Origin of the sequence: Streptomyces sp. CB01635, assembly GCF_002803065.1 — a bacterium.
Taxonomy (GTDB): Bacteria; Actinomycetota; Actinomycetes; order Streptomycetales; family Streptomycetaceae; genus Streptomyces.
Window position 1 is genome coordinate 377,168 of the sequence record NZ_NNBL01000005.1, and the last position, 14,797, is coordinate 391,964.

General features: G+C 70.7%; 11 protein-coding genes. 3 read left to right on the plus strand and 8 right to left on the minus strand.

The features are described 5' to 3' along the window. Nucleotides 1-39 precede the first annotated feature (39 nt). The 6 genes from CG723_RS19145 to CG723_RS19170 form a co-directional block, all read right to left on the minus strand. Complete coding sequence (locus CG723_RS19145) at nucleotides 40-3,138, minus strand: ThuA domain-containing protein (RefSeq protein ID WP_234374387.1); 3,099 nt, start codon at nucleotides 3,136-3,138, stop codon at nucleotides 40-42. 99 nt (nucleotides 3,139-3,237) lie between these two features. Beyond that, entirely contained in the window at nucleotides 3,238-4,113 is an 876-nt protein-coding gene (locus CG723_RS19150; RefSeq protein ID WP_100594644.1) for a sugar phosphate isomerase/epimerase family protein, read from the minus strand. Next, complete coding sequence (locus tag CG723_RS19155; RefSeq protein WP_100594645.1) at nucleotides 4,110-5,318, minus strand: substrate-binding domain-containing protein; 1,209 nt, start codon at nucleotides 5,316-5,318, stop codon at nucleotides 4,110-4,112. Before CG723_RS19155 ends, CG723_RS19150 begins: the two co-directional genes overlap by 4 nt. Continuing rightward, the gene (locus CG723_RS19160; protein WP_100594646.1) at nucleotides 5,315-6,325 is read right to left on the minus strand and encodes an ABC transporter permease; all 1,011 of its coding nucleotides are present in this window, start codon (nucleotides 6,323-6,325) and stop codon (nucleotides 5,315-5,317) included. Before CG723_RS19160 ends, CG723_RS19155 begins: the two co-directional genes overlap by 4 nt. Next, nucleotides 6,322-7,323, minus strand: a complete 1,002-nt coding sequence (locus tag CG723_RS19165; protein ID WP_100594647.1) for an ABC transporter permease — start codon at nucleotides 7,321-7,323, stop codon at nucleotides 6,322-6,324. The genes CG723_RS19160 and CG723_RS19165 overlap by 4 nt, the downstream gene beginning before the upstream one ends. After that, nucleotides 7,320-8,840: a sugar ABC transporter ATP-binding protein gene (locus tag CG723_RS19170; RefSeq protein ID WP_100594698.1), complete on the minus strand. Its 1,521-nt coding sequence runs from the start codon at nucleotides 8,838-8,840 to the stop codon at nucleotides 7,320-7,322. Before CG723_RS19170 ends, CG723_RS19165 begins: the two co-directional genes overlap by 4 nt. Nucleotides 8,841-9,042: 202 nt before the next feature. On the opposite strand from CG723_RS19170, the gene CG723_RS19175 reads away from it, so the two are divergent. Both CG723_RS19175 and CG723_RS19180 read left to right on the plus strand, forming a co-directional pair. After that, nucleotides 9,043-10,248 carry an ROK family transcriptional regulator gene (locus CG723_RS19175; RefSeq protein ID WP_100594648.1) on the plus strand — a complete coding sequence of 402 codons (1,206 nt, stop codon included), beginning with the start codon at nucleotides 9,043-9,045 and terminating at the stop codon, nucleotides 10,246-10,248. A gap of 325 nt (nucleotides 10,249-10,573) precedes the next feature. Next, nucleotides 10,574-12,559 (plus strand): N-acetylmuramoyl-L-alanine amidase, encoded by a 1,986-nt coding sequence (locus CG723_RS19180; RefSeq protein WP_100594649.1) that lies wholly within the window; start codon nucleotides 10,574-10,576, stop codon nucleotides 12,557-12,559. Between the two features lie 69 nt (nucleotides 12,560-12,628). Here CG723_RS19180 and CG723_RS19185 read toward each other — a convergent pair whose 3' ends face one another. Both CG723_RS19185 and CG723_RS19190 read right to left on the minus strand, forming a co-directional pair. Then, entirely contained in the window at nucleotides 12,629-13,129 is a 501-nt protein-coding gene (locus CG723_RS19185; RefSeq protein ID WP_100594650.1) for a hypothetical protein, read from the minus strand. A gap of 208 nt (nucleotides 13,130-13,337) precedes the next feature. Beyond that, on the minus strand, nucleotides 13,338-13,961 hold the full coding sequence (locus tag CG723_RS19190) for a CGNR zinc finger domain-containing protein (RefSeq protein WP_100594651.1): 624 nt from the start codon (nucleotides 13,959-13,961) through the stop codon (nucleotides 13,338-13,340). 7 nt (nucleotides 13,962-13,968) lie between these two features. Between CG723_RS19190 and CG723_RS19195 the strand changes: the two genes are divergently transcribed. Then, nucleotides 13,969-14,724, plus strand: a complete 756-nt coding sequence (locus CG723_RS19195; RefSeq protein WP_100594652.1) for a leucine-rich repeat domain-containing protein — start codon at nucleotides 13,969-13,971, stop codon at nucleotides 14,722-14,724. Nucleotides 14,725-14,797: the final 73 nt, after the last annotated feature.

A 14,797-nucleotide genomic window follows, 5' to 3' on the forward strand; every position in this document is an offset into this window, starting at 1 on the left:
GGCGCACCGCGGATTCTCGTGTGCCCTTGTCCCTAGGGGCTACGGGTTGCTGAACTGCACGGCGTCCACGTCGAACGAGTTGTCCTGCGGGGACTTGAACACGAGGTACAGCTTGTGTGTGCCGGTCAGCGCGTCGACCGGGACGGCGGGTGTGGCCTGGTAGGTGTCCCAGTCGCCGGTGTTCGGGACGGGCGTGGTGGCCAGGAGCTTGCCGTCGGGGGCGTCCGCGCGCAGCTCGATGGAGCCGACTCCGTACGGTGACGACAGTTTGTAGTTCACCTGTCCGATGCCCTCGACGCTCATCGGGTCGAACTGGACCCAGTCGCCGTCGCTGACGTCGCCGATGCGCTTGCCGTTCTCGGCGCCTTCCTGTGCGACGACGCGCGTGCCGGACTGGCCGTCGTAGTACTCGGCCTGCTTGTGCCTGGGCTGGAGCACGGACCGCCCGTAGCCGGTCAGGGCGCTGACGCCGTCGCCTCCCTTGTCGGTGTACTTGGCGTTGAGCACGTAGGTGAGGTCCGCGCCCTCGGGGTGGCCGCCCAGGTCACCGGTGTCGACGGTGCCTTCGCAGCCGGGGATGTCCGTGGTGGGGTGCTCGTGGTCGTCGTGGCCGAGGGCCGGGTTGACGGTCACCTTGGAGCAGTCGACCGTGCCGTCCTCCGGGTCGGTGACGGTCACCTTGTACGGGATCTTGTCGCCGAAGTCGATGAGCTTGCCGTCGACGGGGAACTCGATCTTCACCTTGGGCGCGGTGTTGCCCGCGGTGACGGGGACGTTGGCGTAACCGGACTTGCCGGTGGAGTCGGTGACTTTCAGCTGGGCGTTGAAATCACCCTTCGCCGTGTAGGTGTGGCTCGGGCTCGCCTCGGTGGAGTCGTAGGTGCCGTCGCCGTCGAAGTCCCAGGCGTAGGTGAGCGGGTCGCCGTCGGGGTCCTTGCTTCCCTCACTGGAGAAGGAGACCTCGAGCGGGGTGGGGCCGTTGGTGACGGAGGCCTTCGCCTCGGCGATCGGTACGCGCTGTCCCTGCGCGTAGTCGATCCGGTAGAGCCCGGAGTCGTTGTTGCCGCCGCCGAACTGACTGCCCCATTCGAGGACGTAGAGCGAGCCGTCGGGACCGAAGGTCATGTCCATCGGCTTGGCGAACTTCGCGGTCTTCAGGAAGTCGTTGATCTTGAGGAGTTTGCCGTCCTGGTCGAAGCGGATCTCCTTGACCTGGTCGCGGGCCCATTCGTAGAAGAAGCTCGCGCCCTCGAAGTAGGCGGGGAACTTGGTCTTCGACGGGTTCTTCGCGTCGTAGTGGTAGACGGGCCCGCTCATCGGCGCGGAGCCGCCCTCGCCCATCTCCGGGAACTCCTTCGACTTGCCGTAGCCGTACCAGATCACCGGCTGCTGCACGGGCGGCAGGTCCTTGAGGCCCGTGTTGTTCGGCGAGGGGTTGACCGGCTTGTCGCAGTCGAACTTGGCGCCGACCTCCTTGGTGTCCGGGTTGTACGGGGCGTACGGCTGGTTGTTGCCGTGGCAGAAGGGCCAGCCGTAGTTGCCGGGCTTCTTGATGACGTTGTACTCGACGAGGCCCTCGGGGCCGCGGTCGGTCGTCGGGGCGCCGCGGTCGGGGCCGTAGTCGGAGACGTGGAGGGCGCCGTTCTTCGGGTCGACGTTGAAGCGGAACGGGTTGCGGAAGCCCATCGCGTAGATCTCGGGGCGGGTCTTGGCCGTGCCCTTGGCGAAGAGGTTGCCCTTGGGGATGGTGTAGCCGCCCGCGTTCGTGGGCTTGATCCGCAGGATCTTGCCGCGCAGGTCGTTGGTGTTGCCGGCCGTACGGGCGGCGTCCAGCATCTGCTTGCCCGGACGCCAGTCGATCGGCGCGTAGCCCTGCCAGTCGGGGTCGAGGTTGGGCGGGGTGTCGTCGCCGACACCGAGGTAGAGGGTGCGGTCCGGGCCGAACTCGACGGCGCCGCCCGTGTGTCCGGGCTCGGGGAAGCTGCGGTCGCGGTAGGCGGGGACGTCGAGGAGCTTCTTCTCACTGCCGAGGTCAAGGGTGTTGTCGGACTTGACCGTGAAGCGGGAGAGCCGGTTGACGTCGTCCTTGGCGTCCTTCGGCGCGTAGTACAGATAGATCCAGTGGTTGTCCTTGAACGACGGGTCGAGCTCCATGCCGACGAGGCCGTCCTCGCCGCCGGTGTAGACGTCGAGCTTGCCCGCGGTCGCGGTGGCGTGGGTGGCTGGGTCGTAGACCTTCACCTCGCCGCTGCGCTGGATGTAGAAGACCTTGCCGTCCTTGGCGACGTCGAGCTCCATCGGGTCGGCGGTGTTGTCGTCGAGGGCGGTCTTCTCGTAGCCGGACCAGACGGTGCCGCCGCAGTCGCCGGGCTTGTTGCCCGCGGCCCACTGGATACCGCCGAGCACGTGGGAGCGGAAAGCGGGTTCGGTGTACGAGGCGCTGTCGTGGCCCATGGCGGTCGCCCAGACCTTGCCGCCCTCGGCGTTGCGGCACCATGAGATGGGGTGGTCGGCGCCCATCGCGGAGCCGCCCGGGTCGTACGTGGTCTCGTCGGCGGTGACGAGGACGTGCACGTCGCCGCGCGGGTCCTTGTCGAAGTTGTACCACTCCTCGGGGCGCTCCCAGCGCTCGGGAAGTCCCTTGGTGGAGGGGTGCACGCGGTCGGCGACCTTGGCCGTGCCCTGGAGCACGCCTGGTGAGTGGGCGGGCATGTGGGCGCCGCCGTTGATGGTCTCGTCCCACCAGGGGAACTGCTCCTCGACGCCCATGTCGAGGGTGTTGTGGACGGCGACGACGCCCTTGCCGCCGCGGACGTACTTCTGCAGGGCCTCGCGCTGGCCGGCGGTGTCCCAGACCATGCCGGAGTTCTGCAGCATGATGATGACGTCGAAGTCCTTGAGCTTCGCGTCGTCGAAGACGGTCGAGTCGTCGGTCTGGACGACCTCGAAGTTGTTCGCCGCGGCCTCCTCCTCGACCATCTTGATGCCGTCCGGGATGGAGCCGTGGACGTATCCGACGGCCTTGGTGAAGAGCAGCGCGCGGAAGGCGGGGGCCTTGCCCGCGGCTGTGGCGCCGGTGGGCAGGAAGCCGACGGCGAGCAGCAGTGCGGTCAGTAACGCGAGGGCAGCTCTTCGCATGCCTCTGATGTCACGAGCATGACATCCCATGAGGTGGTCCTTTCGGTGGAAACAGTGGACGGACTTGCGGGGTGCCGGAATGCGGAGGAACTCAGAGGTTCAGCGGCTTCGGCCGGTCGCGGCGCGCAGGAAACGCAGGCCGTCCGTGGCCAGGGCGTCCTGGCTGCCGGCGAGCGGGCGCCACACGGAGGCCGCGACCGCGATAGCGTCGTTGTGCGCGGTGAACGACTCGATGCACAAGGGGCCTTGGTAGCCCGCCTCGCGCAGCGCGTCCAGGAAGCCGCTCCAGTCGAGGTGGTCGGCCCCGGGTGTGCCGCGGTCGTTCGCGCAGACCTGGACGTGCGCGATGCGGTCCCCGGTCGCGCCGACGGCGGCAGGGAGCGAGTGTTCCTCGATGTTCTGGTGGTACGTGTCGAGCGCGACGCCGATCCCGTCGTGCGGCAGCCCGTCGAGGGCGTCCAGGGTCTGGGCGACGGTGTTGAGCAGGCTGGTCTCATAGCGGTTGAGGGGTTCCACCGCGAGGCGCACCCCGGCCGCGCGGGCGTGCTCGACGAGGGGGGCGAGATGCGTGCGCAGTTCGTCGTACGCGGCCTCGCGTGCGGCGCGGTCCATGCGCCAGGTCCGGCCGACGGAGGCGTACAGGGGTCCCGCGACGACCGGCGCCCCGATCGCGTGGGCGGCGTCCACGCAGTGGCGTAAGTAGTCCTGTGTGGTGCGCACCGTGGCGGCGGCCGCGTCGACCAGCTCGCGGCCGTGCGGCATGACGGCGATCACGGCGGCGGGGGCGAGACCGGTCGCGTCGAGGAGCTTCGCCGCGTCGCCCGGGTCCCAGTCGCCCGCGCTCTCCATGGGGAGTTCCACGCAGTCGAACCCCCAGGCGGCAAGCCGGGGCAGCGTGTCGGCGAGGGCGTGGCCGGTGACCGGCGAGTGCCAGATCCAGGGGTTGGCGCCCAACTTCCAGGCAGGCGCCGTCACTTCTTGCCTCCCCAGTCCTTCGGGTAGCCGGGCAGGTCCTGGCAGCCACACATGGCATAGTGCAGGGGCGGCATGCCCTCCTGGAGGTACTCGTCGAGGTTGTCCTGGGTGACGGTGGGCTGCGGCAGCTTCCACTCCTTGGGGACCTGCTTGCCGTCAAGCACGCGCAGGGCGGCGATGACCGGCGTACGCCACTGGAAGGTGGGGTACGTGGGCGCGATCGCGGTGAGTTTCTTGTCCTTCCACGCCTGGAGGAAGTCCTGCTGGTCCTCACCGGTGATGGGTGGGACGTCCACGCCGGCGTCCTCGAACGCCTCGACGGCGGCCACGGATGTGGCGCCCGAGTCCATCCAGACACCGTCGACCTTGCCGTGCCGGGAGATCGCGTCCGCCACGATCGACTTCGTCTTGGCGGGGTCGCCGTCGGTGAACTTGACGTCCACCACGTCGAGTCGGCTCTTGTCGAAGGCGAGCTTCGCGGCGGACCAGCGGGTCTCCAGGACATCGACGCCGGGTGAGATGCGCAGGGCGAGGATCTTGCCCTTGGGCTTGACCTTGCCGACGAGGAAGTCCGCGGCGACGGCCCCGTAGCCGTAGCCGCCGATGGGGTTGATGAAGGTGACGGCGCAGTCCGTCTCGACGCCCCGGTCGAAGACGATGACGGGCAGCTTTCCGCAGGCCTCCTTCACGGCCGGGGTGAGCGTCGCGGTGGTGTTCGGGGACACGATCAGGGCGTCGCAGCTCTTGTTCCCGGCGAGTTCCTGGATGTCGGAGATCTGTTTGTCGTCCTTGCCCTGGGCGTCGAGGACGGTGAAGTCGGTGATCTCCTTGTGGAGTTTCACCTCGGCCTTCATGTCCTTGAGGCCGACCTGGCGCCAGGGGTTGAAGACTCCGGCGTTGGAGAAGCAGAGGTGGGTGCCGCCGGAGCCCTTCTTCTTGTACTGGGCCGTGTCGGCCATCTCGGGTTCGAGCATCTGCTCCCAGGGCTTGTCCGCGGGCCCTTCGGGCGTGACCTCGGCGAGCGCCAACTGCCTGTCGTACTCGGCCTGTTGGAAGAACTTCGACGGCTTGTCGGCGCCCCCCTTCGTGGCACTCTCCGGCGCCGTGCCCGCTGCGGAGTCGGCCGGCATGTCGCTGGAGCACGAGGTGAGCAGGGCGGCGGCCGCGAGAGCGGCGGCGACAGCGAGTGGACGTCTGCGGGTCATGAGGGGGTCCCTCCCGAGGGATGAGTACGACGGCGGCGCAGGCGGGAGAAGTCGGCGGCTCCGAGACCTACGGCGGCGATGACGATGACGCCTTGGACCGTGGATTCGAGGGCGCCCGAGACGCCCTGCAGATTGAGCAGTGTGAACAGGGCCTGGAGCGAGAAGGCCCCGGCCATCGCGGCGACGACGCTGCCGCGGCCCCCGCCGAGTGCGACGCCGCCGAGCACGACGGCTGTGATGGCCTCGAACTCGTAGCCGCGGCCCGCTTGCGCGGACACTCCGGAGAATCCGCCGACGAGTACGGCAGCGAGCGCGGCCGCGACGCCCGACAGCACGAACGCGATGATGCGGGCCCGGTGCACGCGGACGCCCGCGAGGGCGGCGGTGCGTTCGCTGTCGCCGGTCGCGATCAGCGTGCGGCCGAAGTCCGAGCGCATGAGGAACACTGCGGCGGCGCCCGCGACGAGGCAGGCGAGGACCGCCCAGGGCAGCCAGCCGCCCGCCGTGCCGCGGCCGAGCCGGCGGAACTCCTCCGGGAGCGATCCGTGCGGCGAGCCCCCGGTCCAGAAGAAGACGGCGCCTTCGAGGATCAGCATCATGCCGAGCGTGGTGATGAACGACGGCACGCGCAGTTTCGTCGTGATCAGCCCGCTGACGAGACCGGTCAGCGCTCCGGCGAGCAGCAGCCCGCCCGTCACCACGATCCAGGAGGCGCCCGGGTACGAGCCGTAGAGCTCCGCCGCGACGACGACACCGGCCGTGACGACGGCCCCCACGGAGAGGTCGAACTCCCCGCAGACGATGACCAGATACTGGCCCGCCGCCAGGATGACGAGCGGCGCCGCGCGTTTGACGAAGGCGAGGAAGCGCTCGGGTTCGTAGAAGCCGGGGTCGGTGGCGGCCAGGGCCACGAGGAGCACGGCGAGGAGTACGTAGACGGGGGCGCCGGCGCCCAGGGATCGGGCAACTCGCTTGTAGAGGGCGGCCGTTGGGTTCGCGGCGGTCATGCGGTCCTCCGTGTGCCGCGCCGGGCGTAGAGGGCGACGGCGGCGATGATCACGACGCCGCGTACGACGTTCTTGAAGAACGGGTCGACGCCCAGCTGGTTGAAGACGGAGTCGAGCACGGCGAGGACCAGGACGCCGCCGAGCGTGCCCGCCACTCCCCCACGGCCGCCCGCGAGCGCGGTGCCGCCGAGGACGACGGCGGCGATCGACTCGAGGTCGTAGCGGGCCTCGGTGCCGGCCCAGGGGGCGCCTGCGCCGAGCCGCGCGGCGAGGAAGAGCGCGGCAGCTCCCACGCACAGCGAGCACAGGACGTGGGCGGCGACGACGGTGCGCCGGGTGCGGACGCCGGAGAGGCGGGCCGCGTGCTCGTCACCCCCGGTCGCGTAGAGGTGGTGGCCGAATCGGGTGCGGCGGGTGACGAGCCACAGGGCGGCGGCGACCGCGGCGAGCAGGAACACGGAGACGGGGACGGGCCCGATGCGGTCGTAGCCGAGATGCTGGAACGAGGCGGGGACCTTGCCCGCGGGGCCCGTGTAGTTGTCCTCGATCCAGCCGCGCAGGATGAACGCCGTGCCCAGGGTCGCGATGAACGCGTTGACCTTGAGGCCGGTGACGACGAGGCCGTTGGCCAGGCCGACGGCGGCGGAGAGCGCGAGTACGGCGAGGACGGCCGTGACGAGGCTGCCGTCCTCCATCGTGGTGGCGGCGACGAGCGTGCCGAGGCTAATGAGGTACGCCACGGAGAGGTCGAGGGAGCCGCTGAGGATCACGGCGGTCTGCCCGACGGCGACAAGTCCGAGTGCCACGCAGTTCTGGAGGATGCCGACGACGTTGGCGAGGGTGAGGAAGTCCCCGCCGCGCGCGGCCACCACGATCCACCCGGCGGCGGTGACGGCCGCGGCGGCCAGCCAGACGCCGACGGCGGGGTCAGCGAGGCGGATTCTGCGCGGCGGGGCGGACTTCGCGACGGGCGGCGGGGCGACGGCGGTCCCGGTCATGCGCTTCCTTCCGGTGAGGCGGGGGCGGGCGGGTGCGCTGCCGGGCCGCCGCGTGTGGCCAGGCGCATGACGTCCTCCTCGCTTGCGCCGGCAGGGAGTTCACCGGCCAGGCGCCCTTCCGCCATGACGAGGACGCGGTCGCTCATGCCGATGAGTTCGGGGAGTTCGGAGGAGACGATCAGAACGGCGAGGCCCTCGCGGGCGAGGTCGCGGACGAGGGTGTGAATGGCGGCCTTGGCGCCGACGTCGACGCCCCGGGTCGGCTCGTCGAAGAGCAGGATCTGCGGGCGGGCGGCGAGCCACTTGGCGATGACGACCTTCTGCTGGTTGCCGCCGGAGAGGAACTGGGCCTGCTGGTCCTCGCCGCGCGCGTGCAGCCGGACCCGCTCCAGGAGGGCGGTGAGGTCGCGGGCCGCGGGCGGCCGGCCGCGCGCGGGGACGGCCCGCGTGACGAGGAGCGCGTTGTCGCGCACGGACTGGCGCAGGGCGAGGCCCTCGGCCTTACGGTCCTCGGTGACCAGGGCGATCCCCGAACGGATGGCCTGACGCGGGCTCGTGGGACGCAGGTCGCGCCCGCCGACGGTCATGGCGCCGGTGGTGAAGGGCGCGGCCCCGAACAGGGCACGGGCCAGGGACGTACGTCCTGATCCCTGGAGGCCCGCGATGCCGGTGACCTCTCCCGAGCGCAGGGTCAGGTCGATGTCGCGCAGGCGCGCGTTGCCTCCACCGCGCACGGTCAGCCGGACGTCACCGGCCTCGCCGGGGCGGGCGCGCGGCGGGTAGTAGGCGCTGAGCTCGCGGCCGACCATGGCGCGGACGACCTGGTCGGTGTCGGTGTCCTCGGTGCGTACGGTCGTGACGTGCCGGCCGTCCTTGAGGACGGTGATGCGCTGCGAGAGGTCGAAGACCTCGCGCAGGCGGTGCGAGATGTAGAGGATGCCGAGGCCACGGGCCGCCAGTCGGCGTACGAGAGCGTGGAGTTGGGCCGCCTCGTGGTCGGCGAGCGGGGCTGTCGGCTCGTCCATGACAAGAACGCGGGCGGGCGCATCGTCGGAGGCGAGTGCTTTGACGATCTCGACGGTCTGCTGGCGCGCGACCGGCAGATCGCGGACGTAGGTGCGCGGGGTGATGCCCGACTCGCCGAGTTCGGCGAGGAGTTCGGCGGTGCGCGCCTCCATGGCGCGACGGTCGACGAGTCCGCGCCGGGTCGGTTCGCGGCCGAGGAACACGTTCTCGGCGACGGTGCGGTGGGGCAGGAGTGCGAACTCCTGGTGGATGATGCCGATTCCGGCGGCCTGGGCCTGCGCGGGATGGCTGAAGGACTGCTCGGCGCCGTCCAGGGTGATGGTGCCCTCGTCGGGGACGTGCTCTCCCGCGAGGACCTTCATCAGGGTGGACTTTCCCGCGCCGTTCTCCCCGACGAGCGCGTGCACCTCGCCCGGAGCGAGGTCCAGGGAGACCCCGTGCAGCACCCGTACACCGAGAAAGCTCTTGGACACGCCGTGCATCGCCAACATCGTCTGTGTCGCCTGCATCGTTCAGCCTCTCCGGCCTCTTCGGCAGTCTTCCGCAGCGGTCTGCATTGCAATGTGCTGACCCTTCTTTGACCTGTCAAGGGCCCAACCCTGGTCCGTACAAAGGAAATTGACAGGTACTTAGGTCGATCGGCGAACAGCATCGGGCTTGTGAGCAGCGGAACTCGTCCCTATCGTGACTGCCATGTCTGGAGCGCCGGATCACCCCAGTTCCGCGCCGCCGTCGTCGCCCGGCGAGGTCCTCGCCCTGCTGCGTACGGGGGCCGCCGCGACCCGCGCGGACATCGCGCGGATCACCGGCCTCGCGCGGTCGACCGTGTCGCAGCGCGTCGACGCACTCATCGCGCACGGCTTCCTCACCGAGGCCGGGGCGGAGGCCGGGGACTCGACGGGTGGCCGGCCCCCGCGCCGCCTCCATCTGCGCACCCGCGAGCACGTGGTGGCGGGCGTCGACCTGGGCGCCTCGCACTGCCGGGTCGCGCTGCTCGACATCGGCGGGGATCAACTCGCGCTGCGCGAGGACCAGTTGTCGATCGCTGACGGTCCTGCGTCGATTCTCGGCCACGTCGAGCGGACGCTCCACGCGCTCCTCGACGAGGCGGGCCTCGACCCGGCCTCACTCCAGTCGATCGGTGTGGGCGTGCCGGGCCCCGTCGAGTTCACCACCGGCCGGCCCGTGGATCCGCCCATCATGCCCGGCTGGCACCAGTACCCGATCCCGGAGTTCTTCGCCGACCGCTTCGGCGTGCGGGCCCTCGTCGACAACGACGTGAACGTGATGGCGCTGGCCGAGCAGCGCCGGGCGTTTCCGGACACCCGCTATCTCCTCTACATCAAGGTCGGCACGGGCATCGGCTGCGGCATCGTCGCGGACGGCCGGCTGCACCGGGGCGCGCAGGGCAGCGCGGGCGACATCGGGCACATCCGGGTGGGCGACAGCCGTCAGGAGACGGCACCGTGCCGGTGCGGGAACTCGGGGTGCCTCGAGGCGGTGGCGGGCGGCGCGGCGCTGGCCCGCGAGCTGTCGGACCTGGGCCTGGACGCCGCGTCGAGCCGCGATGTCGTGCGCCTGGTGAAGTCCGGCAACCGTGACGCCGTACGGATGGTGCGCGAGGCGGGCCGTGCGGTCGGCGAGGTTCTCGCGGGGCTGGTGAACTTCTTCAACCCGGACACGGTGGTGGTCGGCGGCGCGCTGGCCGCCGTCCACGACCAACTCCTCGCGGGCGTGCGGGAGGCCGTGTACCGCCGCTCCCACCCGCTGGCCACCCATGTCCTGCGCATCGAGCCGAGCCGCACCGGGGCGAACGCGGCCGTGGTCGGCGCGGCCATCCTGGCGATCGAGCACGCCCTCTCGCCGGAGCAGGTGGACCGGGTCCTGGGCGGCACATAGCCGCGCCGGACACCCCTGGCCGGCTATGAGGGAACACCCGCGTGGTCGATCCCCCGATCAGGTGGAGTGCGCTGTGAGCGCGCGGCGCCCTCCCGTATGCCGAGACGGCGGCCCCACTCTTTCCGGACGGTCATTGGTCCACTCCACTGACGCGCCGCAGGCGGTGAGGCCTCCCCGGCGAAAGCCCGCCGAACGGGCGCTGACATGGGAAGTCCCCTGCCCTGAGCATGATTGACGGATCGTCGGCAAGCCGATACCACTGACCCACGATCGCCCCGCACACCGTCGAGCTCATCCGTCCCAGGACAGTTCCCAGGAGGCCGCTTTGCCCTCGACCACCAGCGACCACTCCCCGGCCGCCCGCAGACGCACCAACCAGGCGGCCCGGGCGGCGGGGACGCTCGCGACGGCGGCCCTGCTGCTCCCCCTCCTCGGCGCCGCGCCCCCGAGCGAGGCCCGGGGGGCGTCGGACGCGGGCCTCCAGCACGCGTTCGCGACCGCGGCGGCCGAGTACCGGGTGCCCCAGAGCGTCCTGCTCGGTGTCTCCTACCTCCAGTCCCGGTGGGACACGCACGGCGGTGCGCCCAGCGTCACCGGCGGCTACGGCCCCATGCACCTCACGGACGCCCGCGCCGCGCTCGCCGGTGTGGCCGCGCACAGCGAGGCCGAGGGCGATCCGCGCGGTGACACGTCACGGCCGGCGCTCACCCCGAAGACGAAGGTGCCGCGCAACTCCCAACTCCCGGCCCGCCTGAAGTCGTTGACGCGTGCCGCCGAGCTCAGCGGCATCCCCGCCGAACAGCTGCGCTCCGACCCCGCGGCCAATGTACGCGGCGGCGCCGCCCTGCTCGCCGCGTCCCAGAAGGCCCTCGGCAAGCCCCTCAGCTCCGACCCGGCCGACTGGTACGGCGCGATCGCGAAGTTCTCCGGCGCCGACGACACCGCCACGGCGGCGACGTACGCGAACGACGTGTTCGCCGTGATCCACGACGGCGAGCGGCGCACCACGGACGCCGGGCAGCACGTGGAGCTAGCGGCCGACCGCAGCCTGAAGCCCGACGCGGCGCAGGTCCGGAGCATGGGTCTGCGCAAATCCGACGAGAGCGGCACCGAGTGCCCGGCGACCGTGTCGTGCGAGTGGATCCCGGCGCCCTACGAGGAGTTCGGGGACGGCGACTACGGCAACCACGACCTCGCCGACCGGCCGAACGACCAGAGCATCGACTACATCGTCATCCACGACACCGAGGCTACGTGGGACACGACGCTTCAGCTCGTCCAGGACAAGACGTATCTGGCCTGGCACTACTCGCTGCGCTCCACGGACGGGCACATCGCCCAGCACGTGAAGGCCAAGGACGTCGGCTGGCACGCGGGCAACTGGTACGTCAACGCCAAGTCCCTGGGCCTGGAGCACGAGGGCTTCCTCGCCCAGCCGGACTCCTGGTACACCGAGGAGATGTACCGGGCGTCGTCGCGCCTGGTGAAGTACCTGGCGAAGAAGTACGATATCCCGCTGGACCGGCAGCACATCCTCGGCCATGACAACGTGCCCGGCACGACACCCGCCGGGATCAAGACGATGCACACCGACCCCGGTCCGTACTGGGACTGGGCCCACTACTTCGCGCTGATGGGCAAGCCGTTCAAGGCGACCGCAGGCACGAAGGGCGGCCTCGTCACCATCGCCCCCGACTTCGCCAGGAACAAGCCGGTGTACACGGGCTGCGTCAAGGCGGGCGAGACCTGCGCGGCGCACGGCTCCGGCGCCGTACGGGTGTACACCGCGCCCAGCGAGGACGCGCCGCTGATCAAGGACATCGGGCTGCGGCCCGGCGGCGAGGACTCCACGACCGATGTGAACGACATGGGCGCACGCCTGTCGACCGGCCAGCAGTACGCGGTCGCGGAGCGCAAGGGCGACTGGACCGCGGTCTGGTACCTCGGCCAGAAGGCCTGGTTCAAGAACCCGAAGAAGCAGCCCACGGCCGTGAACGCGGCAGGCCTGGTCGTCGCCCCGAAGGCCGGTCGCACCGACGTCCCCGTGTACGGGCGCGCCTACCCCGAGAAGGAGGCGTACCCGGCGGACATCACGCCGCAGGCGATCTCTCCGCTGCCGTACAAGCTGCTCGCGGGGCAGCGGTACGTCGCGGGTGGCAGGACGACCGGTGAGTACTTCTTCTCGCCGACGTTCGACACGACGTCGCACCGGGTGGTGCGCGGCAAGGACGTCTACTACGAGATCCAGTTCGGTCACCGGGTGGCGTACGTCCGGGCCGCCGACGTGCAGGTGCTGCCGTCGGGAGCCTAGAGCGCACATGACTCGGCCGGGTCCGGATCTGCCGTGGGGGCAGGTCCGGGCCCGGCCGTTTCTCCTGGCTCAGGCCTGCTGGAACAGCTCGGGGGGCAGCGGCTTCAGAAGCGCGTAGAGGTCGTCCGTGATGGGCCGGTCCCAGGCCGCGATGGTCACGAGGACGTTGTCGCTGCGGTCGAACTGCACGCAGGAGATACGGCTCTCGGAGAGCTTGAGGCGGCGCACGATGAGGAGGTTGTCGCCCTGCATCACCGGGACGTCCTCGGTGCCGACGACGGTGACCTCCTCGTCGTTCTCCAGCGCGAGAAGGAGCTGGGCGACCTCGAAGGGGATCTCGCCCTCGGCGGTCTCGCGGGCCGATGAGCCCTCGGGGAGATTGCCGATGATCATCGCGGGGCCGCGGCCGCCGAACAGGTCGTAGCGCAGGAAAACGCCCTGGCAGCTGCCGTCAGGGGCGGGCAGCAGGCCCGCGCCGAGATTGCCCGGCCAGTCACCCGGGTCCATGGCGAGGACATCGAAGTCAGGACCCGCGGGTGTGGCGGAGCTGCGTCGGCGGAGGAAGGACATGCCGCAATGGTACGTGCACCGGGGCGGTCCGCGGCGCGGGGGCCGCGGCCCCGACGGGGTCGTGACCGGGCCGACGCGGGCGAATCCCGGGGCGTCGCGGGTTCCCGAGGCGGCGCAATGGTCTGCTCATCGGTGTGCAATCGGCCGGGGACGACGGCCGGTGCCCCCGCCGGTGCACTCACTCAACACCCACTCCCCCGCGGCGAGTTCAGTCTTGTACCGCCTCCGCGCGGTGCCGCTCGTGGTGCCGGGCGACCCGTGCGCGGTTGCCACAGGACGGCTTGCACCACTCCTGACGGGGATGATCCTTGAGGAAGTAGCGCACACAGCGCGGGGCGTGGCACGCCCGCAGCCGCTCGCGGTCGTCGCTCGCGAGAAAGCCGACGGCGGCGCGGGCCAGGGCCGCGGTGAGCAGGTCGGGGGCGGGCGCGGAGGTGCGCGCCTCATGGCGTACGAGGGGAATGGCGCCGTCGTCCCAGGTGAGGACGGGAACGGTGGGGGTGAGCGCCGCCGCCTCGTTGAGCCGCCGCACGGCCTCGCTCACGGGGAGCAGCCGGTGGGCGTCCGCCGGGCTGGGCTCGCCGGGGCGCACGGCGTGGGCGAACAGCGCGCGGGCGGCGGCCCGCACCTCGCGCACCTCGGCGAGCGCGGTCGCGTCCGCTTCGAACCCGGCGGCGCCCGGCAGCACCTCGGCACGCTCCCGCACCCAGGCCGTCAGCGCCTCGGGCCGGTCGAGGTCATCAGCGACACCGCCGTGCCCGTCGTGGCGGATGGTGAGGACGAGGTCCAGGGCGAGCGGCGTGCCGTGCGGGCCGGAGCTGATGTCGCGCATGAGGCTAATGATAAGGTCCCGCACATCCATTACATCTCGGGGGAGGCCGGCTGTGCTCTCGTACTGGCGGGCGGGCCTGAGCGACGTACCGGACGAGGTGTGGGATCACCCCCGCCTGGAGGTCCTCCTCCTGCCCGACAACACACTCACCCGGCTCCCCGACCGCATCGGATCGCTCCCCCACCTGCACACTCTCGATCTCGGGCACAACCGACTCGCCTCCGTCCCGGACACGCTCGGTGACCTGACGAGCCTGACCCGTTTCCTCTACCTGCACGACAACGAGCTCACCGCGCTCCCGGACTCGCTCGGCAGGCTCTCGCGGCTGGCCTATCTCAACGTCGGCGAGAACAAGCTCTCCGGACTCCATGAATCGATCGGCTCGATGAAGGGCCTCGTGGAGCTGCGCGCCCAGCACGCCACCCTCACCCGGCTCCCCGAATCGATCGGCGGCCTGACCGCGCTGCGCGAGCTGTGGCTGCGCGGCAACCGCCTCACCGCCCTCCCCGATTCCGTACGGCACCTGCGTGAGCTGCGGGAACTCGAACTGCGCGAGAACGCCCTCACCGACGTGCCCGGATCCCTGCGCGGACTTCCGCTGCTACGGCGGCTCGACCTACGGTCCAACCGGCTGCGCGACCTGCCCGACTGGATCGTCGCGCTGCCCGCGCTGGAGAAACTGGACCTCCGGTGGAACGACATGCACATGCCGTCCGGGCTGCTCGAGGCCCTCACGGCGCGGGGGTGCGTGGTGCTGCACTGATCCGCTGAAGTTCTTCTAGTGTCCTGCGCCGGAGATTCGTCGGCAGAAGCGGGCGAGTGAGTCGAGGATCTCT